This is a genomic window from Shewanella gelidii (assembly GCF_014647855.1).
Taxonomy (GTDB): Bacteria; Pseudomonadota; Gammaproteobacteria; order Enterobacterales; family Shewanellaceae; genus Shewanella; species Shewanella gelidii.
Genome location: NZ_BMPZ01000015.1, coordinates 22,414 through 30,826 on the forward strand (window position 1 = coordinate 22,414; position 8,413 = coordinate 30,826).

At 46.2% G+C, this 8,413-nt stretch carries 3 protein-coding genes; all 3 read right to left on the minus strand.

All coding sequences use genetic code 11. The annotated features are described in order from the left end of the window. Positions 1-21: 21 nt before the first annotated feature. Entirely contained in the window at positions 22-1,404 is a 1,383-nt protein-coding gene (locus IEY18_RS16700) for an HlyD family type I secretion periplasmic adaptor subunit (RefSeq protein WP_188922947.1), read from the minus strand. Next, positions 1,401-3,581 carry a type I secretion system permease/ATPase gene (locus tag IEY18_RS16705; protein ID WP_188922949.1) on the minus strand — a complete coding sequence of 727 codons (2,181 nt, stop codon included), beginning with the start codon at positions 3,579-3,581 and terminating at the stop codon, positions 1,401-1,403. Before IEY18_RS16705 ends, IEY18_RS16700 begins: the two co-directional genes overlap by 4 nt. Before the next feature lie 97 nt (positions 3,582-3,678). Then, complete coding sequence (locus IEY18_RS16710; protein ID WP_268244255.1) at positions 3,679-8,409, minus strand: beta strand repeat-containing protein; 4,731 nt, start codon at positions 8,407-8,409, stop codon at positions 3,679-3,681. Between the last annotated feature and the right edge of the window lie 4 nt (positions 8,410-8,413).

The following is an 8,413-nucleotide window of genomic DNA, read 5'->3' on the forward strand; positions in this document are numbered from 1 at the left end:
CCTCCAGGTTTATTTTGTGGACTAGCGTTCTCGCAACGCACTTTCTCTTGCCCTAAGTATTGGATTTAGTATGTACTCTAGTATGGATCTTTGCCCAGTAATCACATCAACTGAGGTTTGCATCCCAGGGATAATTGGCATGGGTGTGCCATCATCCTTCGTTAAACTTGATTTGTCAGTTTTTACTCGTACTAAATAAAAACTATTGCCTTCTTCGTCCTGCGTTGTGTCTGCGCTTATGTGCTCGACTATACCTTTCAGACCGCCATATCGAGTAAAGTCATATGCTGTGACTTTGACGATAGCTGGTAGCCCTGGATGTAAAAATGCAATATCTTGTGGAGTAACTTTTGTTTCTATCAATAATTGATCTTCTGAGGGGACGATTTCAATCAAATCGACACCTGGTTGTACCACTCCGCCTAATGTATTGATATGTACTGTGTTAATTGTACCGTTAACTGGTGAAGTTATCACGGCTTTACTGACTTTATCTTGTGCGCCAACTTGTGCTTGATTCATACGGTTCAGTTTAGTCTGCATTTCGTTCAATTGCGCCCGTGAGTCGGCGGTATAAACAAATACAGCTTCCCTACGTTTCAATATGGCTTCATCGAGAGAAGCCTTCACCTTGGGACGCAATAAGCGTAATGAGGTTAGTTCGCCGAGAATGTCGTTTACTGTGCGTTCAAGCTTTAGTAGCTCTACTTCAGGAACAATTCCTTTATCCGCGAGAGGCCTTGTCAGTTCTAACTCTCGGGATATTAGTTTGTGGCTATTAGACAGCGTTCCGATTTTTGAGCCGAGTTCTTCGGTTTCTTGCTGGCGCTGCTGAATTTGTCGCGCCAAAATTTCAACTTGGTTATTGAGATTATCTAAGCGGCCTGCGTATTCTGCTTGCTGACTTTGCACTAAATTAGGTGCTTCCGTCATTAACTCAATCGGAAAGCTCAGCTTTTGTTTGGTGATTTTGACTTGCTGACGCCAGTTTTGCGCGATATCAGAAATTAATATGCTGCCTAGTTCCGCTTTTAAGCGGATGACATTGGCTTGCAGGCTATATACTTCTTGTTCTTGCTGCGCGAAATCAGAGCGAAAACGGGTGTCATCAATACGTGCAAGTGGCTGACCCTTGGTGACAACCATACCTTCTTGCACATATAGCTCTTGCAAAATCCCGCCATCTAAACTCTGAATAAGCTGAATTTGCGAAGAAGGAATCACTTTCCCGATGCCTGTTGTAACTTGATCTAACTCAGAGAAATAAGCCCATACAACAAAGGAGAACATGAGCGCCGCCAGCGCCCAAATCGTCAAGCGATGTCCCGTTGGCGCGTCGGTCATCATTGCGCCATAAACGTCGTCAACCATTTCTAGATCTTTGGCCGTTGTGAGGTTTTTCATGCTTGGCCTCCCGAACTTGCGAGTAATCCAGCATTGAGCTTTTTCAAGACATCGTCTTTTGGTCCATCCGCTAAAACATGACCGCGATCCATCACAATGATACGGTCCACTAATTTGAGTAGATGCATTTTATGGGTAATGAGTAATAGTGTTCGATCTTTACTGACATTTTGCATCGATCGAATAAATTGTTTCTCCGCTCTCGCATCTAAACTCGCGGTTGGCTCATCCATCAATAGCACTGGCGGGTCATTTAAACTGGCTCTTGCTAAGGCGACCGTCTGTCGTTGGCCGCGAGACAGCGCCTTGCCCCCTTCACCCACTTGTTGATCGAGTCCTTCTGATTCTAAGTTAGTAAATAAACTTACGCCTGAGAGCTGCACTGCACGTATTAATTGATGCTCTGTAACCTGTCGGGTGCCGAACAGAATATTGTCCCGAATTGAGCCGTGAAAAAGGGTTACATCTTGTGGCAAGTAACCAAAGTTGCGACGTAAATCTGCAGGGTGTATCTGCGCAGAGTCAATGCCGTCATAACAAAGGCTGCCAGAAGTTGGCTGAAAAAGACCGACTAACAGTTTAGCCAGGCTACTCTTACCAGAACCATTACGGCCAATAATCGCGACTCTTTCACCGGGTTCAATATTTATGGTGAGTGGGTTGATGACGGGCCTTTCAGTGCCTGGATAGCTGAAACTAATATGATGGGCTTCAATTTTTCCCATTAGACGCTGCTTGCTGACAAGGTGCCCTTTGTTTTCAAACTCGTCTTCTTGGGTCATGATTTCGTCAAGTTGACGCAGGGCACTGGCCGTGTGATTACCTCTGGTGAGTAATCCGGCGAGCTGTGCCATCGGAGAAATCGCACGACTCGATAAAATTACTGCGGCGATGATGCCACCCATAGAAATATCGCCGTCTGCAACGCGATATACACCGAGAATAACCACACACACAACAGAGAGTTGTACGATAAAGTTTGCAGTGTTAGATACTGAGTTCGACAACTGTTTCGATTTCAACTGCCAGTTAGCCGTATGGCCTATCATTTGCTGCCAACTTTTTTGAACGATCCCTTCTGCGCCATTGGCTTTAATCGATTCAAGCGCACTTAAGCTTTCGATTAAGTGCCCATGTTTTAAGCTGGAGAATTTATTACTTTCTTCAATCGCGGCTTTAAGTTTTGGCTGCATTAACAGGGTATAGCCGATGATAATTGTGCCGGCTAAAACAGGAATGACAGCTAAATCACCGGCAACAACGTAAATCACGACGACAAAGAACAGGGCAAAAGGGAGGTCTACAAGCGTTGTGATGGTCGCCGAAGTGAGCAATTCACGAATACTGTCGAATTCTCCAAGTTGGCGAGCCATGCCTCCGACACTCGGCGAGCGTTTTTCTAGAGGAATACCAATTGCTTTTGCAAACAACTTGGAAGAAACGATGATATCGACCTTTTTTCCGGCCACATCGATCAAGAAGCTACGAAGCTGGCGCATGATTAAATCAAAGATATAAGCAATACCAGCACCAATTGCTAGGACCCAAAGAGACTCAAATGCCAAGTTCGGTACGACTTTATCGTACACATTCATGATGAACAGTGGAGAAACCAGTGCAAACAAGTTCACTAATACGGAAGCAATGAGCGCGTCTCTATAAATAGGGGCTGAATCTTTAATGGTTTGCCATAGCCAATGGGTGCTGTTGTCATGTAAATGGACATCAAAGCCCATATCACCACGGTATTGTTGTTTAACGAGAAAAAGATAGCCAACATAAAGTGATTCGAGCTCTTCAATGGTTAACCGCTCTTCGCCATCGGTCTCTGGAAGTTGGATGATGGCTAAATCATTGTCAACATCAAGCTTTCTAAGTAGGCATGCTTTCTTGTCTTTCAATAATAAAATACAGGGAAGTAAGATTGGGTTTACTTCATCTAACCCTTTTCGTGACAGTTTCGCTGTAAGCCCTGCTCTTGCAGCAGCTTGTGGTACGAGCTCTGGCGACAACACTGTGCCAGACATAGGTAGGCCCGCCGCAAGTGAATCACTTGAGCAGGGGGAACCGAAAAACTCGGTCAGCAGAACGAGGCAATCAAGCAAAGGGTCTGTCGTGACTCTTTGCGATGCCGAAATGGTCCATTGTTCGTTTTTATTTGTTGCAGAAACAGGCACTGAAACACAAATCCTTAAGACTTTCGTCAAGTTACGGGGGCAAGTATCATAGAAAGCGACCTATATTGCTATAGGTCGCTTTACTGATTGATACGGCTTATGGGATGTCGTTGCTAATTCCGTTGTTCAGCTCCAGCGGGTTACCGCTAGCTGCATTTTGCGCAGTGTTACCTGTCGCAGTATCAACGATTAGTGCAGTTGTCCCATTGTTATCGAGCAAGTTGCTGATAATGCCACTATCTGCATTGGCATCGCCTTCAGTAATACCAAATTGCGTGAATAGATTGACACCGTCCAATACAATTTGTTGTTCAAAACCAGCCTGGTTTGGATCTGAGTCGATTTCAATAACTGTTGAATTGCCATCCAAACTAAAGTGGAGGAAGTTCTCAAGGTTACCGTTTTCTTCTCCATGGAGAAGATCGCTTAGATCAAGCTGGTCTTTCGTGACATCAAAATCAGTAATATGGTCGGTTCCGGTTTCACCATCTTGCCAAACAAAGATATCGGCATCAGCACCACCGGTGAGAATGTCATCTCCAAGACCACCAATTAGAATGTCATCGCCTTCACCGCCGAGTAGATAGTCGTTACCAGTTCCTCCAATAAGGACGTCATCACCTGCGCCGCCATCAAGTAGGTTGTAACCCACAGCGATAGTTCCCTGTGAGCCGCCGCTTCCATCGGCTACATATACAGCAGTTTGCGTTGAGCCATCGCTAAAGGTCACAGTGAAGGTGACGCCAGAAGAGGCAAAGTCTCCACCATTATTCGAACCCAAGTTATCTGTATCGACAGAGAACCATAGCTCATCGCCATTGGTAAACTCGTTATCAGAGAAGTTGACCGTAATAACAGAGTTACTATCACTCAACACAAAATCGCTGGTAGATACGTTGAGGCCAACCGTATTGCCAACACCGAGTCGGTCGCCCGTATCAAAGATAGCATTGGTATCTGTTCCTGCTCTTAAATCAATACTAATGCTAGCGATAAACAAGCCAGCCGTTGCAGTAGCAAAGGTAAAACCAATTTGGTTGTTGCCATTGGTATTATAAGTATTACCAGGGCGTACAGTAGCATTTATGGTTGCGTCAGAACTTGCATTGCTGTTGTTGGCGATGATGATGTCACTCTCAGCCGTACCCGTGAGCACGTTCGATGAGGTGAAGTCAAAATCAACATCAGCGCTATCAGTCGCACCATTGCCATCGATTACATAGTTAAAGGTAGAAGCATCAGTGGCATTAGTTACAGTCACTACATCATTTGCTAATGTGCCATCACCCGTAACACTCGTGATTTGCGTATCATACGGTGTTCTATCACCATGGGTGAGGTATTCCACCGGAATATCAATGGTAGAACCAGAAGTCAGGTTGGTAATGACATTGTTGGCATTGGCATCGACACCTGCGTAGTAATCGATGTTGAGAACTAGGTCTAGGCTTGCAACATCACCGTCACCATCAGTTACTGTAATTTCTACATTTTCACTTTGGTTCAGTACGTTGCGATCAACTTCGATTTCATAGCTATACTCGCCAGTTTCAAAGTTGACGGTGAATTGACCTCCCAACAGCGTGGTAATCACTTGAATTGGATTCGCTGGGTCATAGCTATAGGCGTTGCCATCGATTTCAATGCTCGTGACCTGGCCGCCATCAGCACCAATCAGCACGCCACTGGTAGATTCTGCACTCAGAATACCAAGGTCGCCAGAGATGGTATTACCCTCAAAGTAGTTAATGATGGTGCTAGTAAGATCGCTTGCATCATCAACTTGAACAGCGTATTCCTCAGCGCCGTTCGGTTCAGGGTGAGAAATTGGGAAGATTTCAGTTAGGTCGGCATTACCAATACCGATACCAAAGGCGATGTCATACAGTGCAACGCCGCCTTGATTAACACCATTTAGGTAATTTTCCCAAGTGGTTTGAAGCGTTGATGTTACTTCACCACCACTGTTTGGCTCACCATCAGAGATGAAATACAGCAAACTTTGATCTGCTGGCGGCAAGGTGGTGTTGGTCATGACCTGGTTCAGTGCTGCTGCGTAGTTAGTGCCACCGTTGGCGATAAGTGCCTCAAGTGCGGCAATTGCGCCCGCAACATCATCAACCATCCAACCTGTGCTGGCAGCACCACTAGAGAAGCTAACGAGTTGTACGTTCACGTTACCAGTGTCATCGACCTCGTTGATCAATGCGGTCAACGCTTGCACCGCTGTTTCTAGGTAGGTGAGACCATTGCCCGCTGGGTTGCCCATACTACCTGACACATCGAGTACAAGTGTGATGTTGGTGGTAATTGGGTCTGCTGCAGACTGTAAGTTCTGCGAAATGTCCTGAGTGACAGGGGCATCATCAACCACATTAATGGTCAAGCCCGCGGAGTCGCTGTTACCCAGCGCATTTTCTACCGTGTAGGTGAATGAATCACTAATATCATCACCAGAGCTGACACTCGTTAGCGTATATTCATAATCGCCAGCGCGATTATCCGCAGTATCTTCTGTGTAGACCGTTAGTTGACCAAGCGCTGTCGTAACAGTAATAACGCCGTTTACAGCAGTCGCGCCGTTAACTTCGGTAATTACTGTAGAGCCACTAATGCCGCCGTCGTTATCAAGCAGGTTACCCGTGGTTATTTGGCTGCCATCTCCAGCAGTCGTTCCGCCACTGATGCCTGATTCATTGACGGAGTCAACATTGCTTTCTGCGTTTGGTGTCGAATCCTGGGTGATACGCAAACGTGCTTCACTGCTATCCCCGTCACTATCGGTAAGCGTGTACCAGAAGTTATTGCGAACACTGGCTTGGCCATTGACTTCAGGAACAGTCGATACAAAGTTGTAGCTACCATCTTGGTTGATAGTGAGCACGCCATTATTGACCGTAATGGTGAGGTTGCCATCAGCATCAAAGCTATCATAAACCGTATTGCCAACACGTACACTGGTCAGCGTGGTTGTATCAGCGCCAATGGTATCAACACCGGAGCCATCAGTGCCTGCACCAGTAATGACGCTGCCATAAGCTGTACCACCGAAACCGACAAAATCAAAGTCATTAACAGCGGTTGGTGCAGTGTCAGTTAACTCAACGGTGATCTGAGTCCATTCGCCATTTTCGTTACCGTTTGTTGACTGATAGTAGAATGTATCAGTGACATTGCCAGCGCTATGGTCAATATTGCCAGGCGCCTGGTAGCTATAACTGCCATCAGGGTTGATTGTGACTATACCACCAAGTGCAGTTGTCAGTGTGTTGCCTGAGCCAGTTGCATCAATTGCACCGGTACCAATGTTATCAAGTGCAAAGCCTGCGACTGTCATGGCGTTGCCTTCAGGGTCAATATCATTGGCAACAAATGAATCATTGGTTAGCGCTAACGCATCGCCTTCTGCAACAGTAAATGCATCGGCATTGCCAATAGGTGCATCGTTTTCACCAATAATATTAATGGTGACTGTTGCCGTGTCTGTCGCGCCATTAACATCTGTCACCGTATAGGTGAATGTATCTTGCGCCACTTCACCAGCACTTAAGCTATCAAAGGCATTGTTTGGGTTGTAGTCGTAAGTGCCGTTTGCATAAATGGTTAGTAGTGCACCACTTGCAAGCGTGACCGTACTACCATTGGTAACATCGGCACCATTAATTTGGGTAATGCCAAAGTTATCCCCTTGAAGGTCGGTATCATTAGCCAGTAGGCCAATCGTAGGATCGGTAACCGTTAAGTTATCATCTTCACCTGTGACTAACGCGCCATCACCCAGGCCTGCGCCCGTTGCTGTAATCGACGTTAATACGTAATCAGAAGAGTCACCACTTAAGATTGGGTCTAGGTTGTTGATTGCTTCGAATACAATTGTATCAAACACAACATCTGGACCTAAGCTGCTGGTGTCAAAAGTACCTGTATCTCCATCGGTGTTACTAAATATCCCTGAGCCAACGAGCTCACCGTTGTAGTAAACCTTCCAAACTCCTTGCTCCGCCACATTTTCATTGGCAAAGAGGCGGGCGACATCAAACTCAACTTGGCTGACTAACTCATTAAACTGAATTTCGATGCCTTCAGAGCGGCCTGTTCCAGGATCAAACTCAATTTGATCTGCGATTTGGCCGCCGCTGCGAATACTGCCGCTAACACCAATACCTTCGCCATTGATAGTTGAGAAGCTTCCATCGATTTCATTACCGTTGGTGTCATAGCTAATTGCACGCATGGTGAATAATGGGTCGCCATTGCCATCAACTGGAATTGTTGGCCCATTCGAGAAGTCTGCCGCTATCGTTGTCGTCGCCGCAGCTTCACCGTCATTTTCAGCATCGACATCATTGTAGTTGAGCGTCACAGTAGCGGTATCTGTACCGCTATTGCCGTCGCTCACTGTGTACGTGAAGTCAGGGATGCTGGCGGTAGAACCATCATGGGCGAATGTGAAGTCACCATTTTCATTAACGGTTAACGTGCCGCCAGTGATGTTTACTGTCGCTACGCCACCAACGAATGTTAGTGGTGTACCGTTAATGTTTGTGACCGAGAGAGTGTCGCCGTCTAAATCGCTATCGATACCAGACCCTGTATTGTCATCAATCAGGTTGCCGGTTACAGATTGTGCTTCATTGATTCCATATTCATTACTTGTTGCTACAGGTCCATCATTGGTTCCCACAATGGTGATGGTGACATCGTGTGTGTCGGTGCCATCGGCTGAAGTCACCGTAAAGGTACGGGTCAGGGTTTCACCTGCCGTCAGTGACTGTACATCGATGTGGCTGTTGTTGAGCACATAGCTCCAGTTGCCATCCGCATCAATGCTA

Coding starts and splice junctions, on each gene's coding strand:
- IEY18_RS16700 (WP_188922947.1), bottom strand. CDS start 1,404: ATGAAAAACCTCACAACGGCCAAAGATCTAGAAATGGTTGACGACGTT.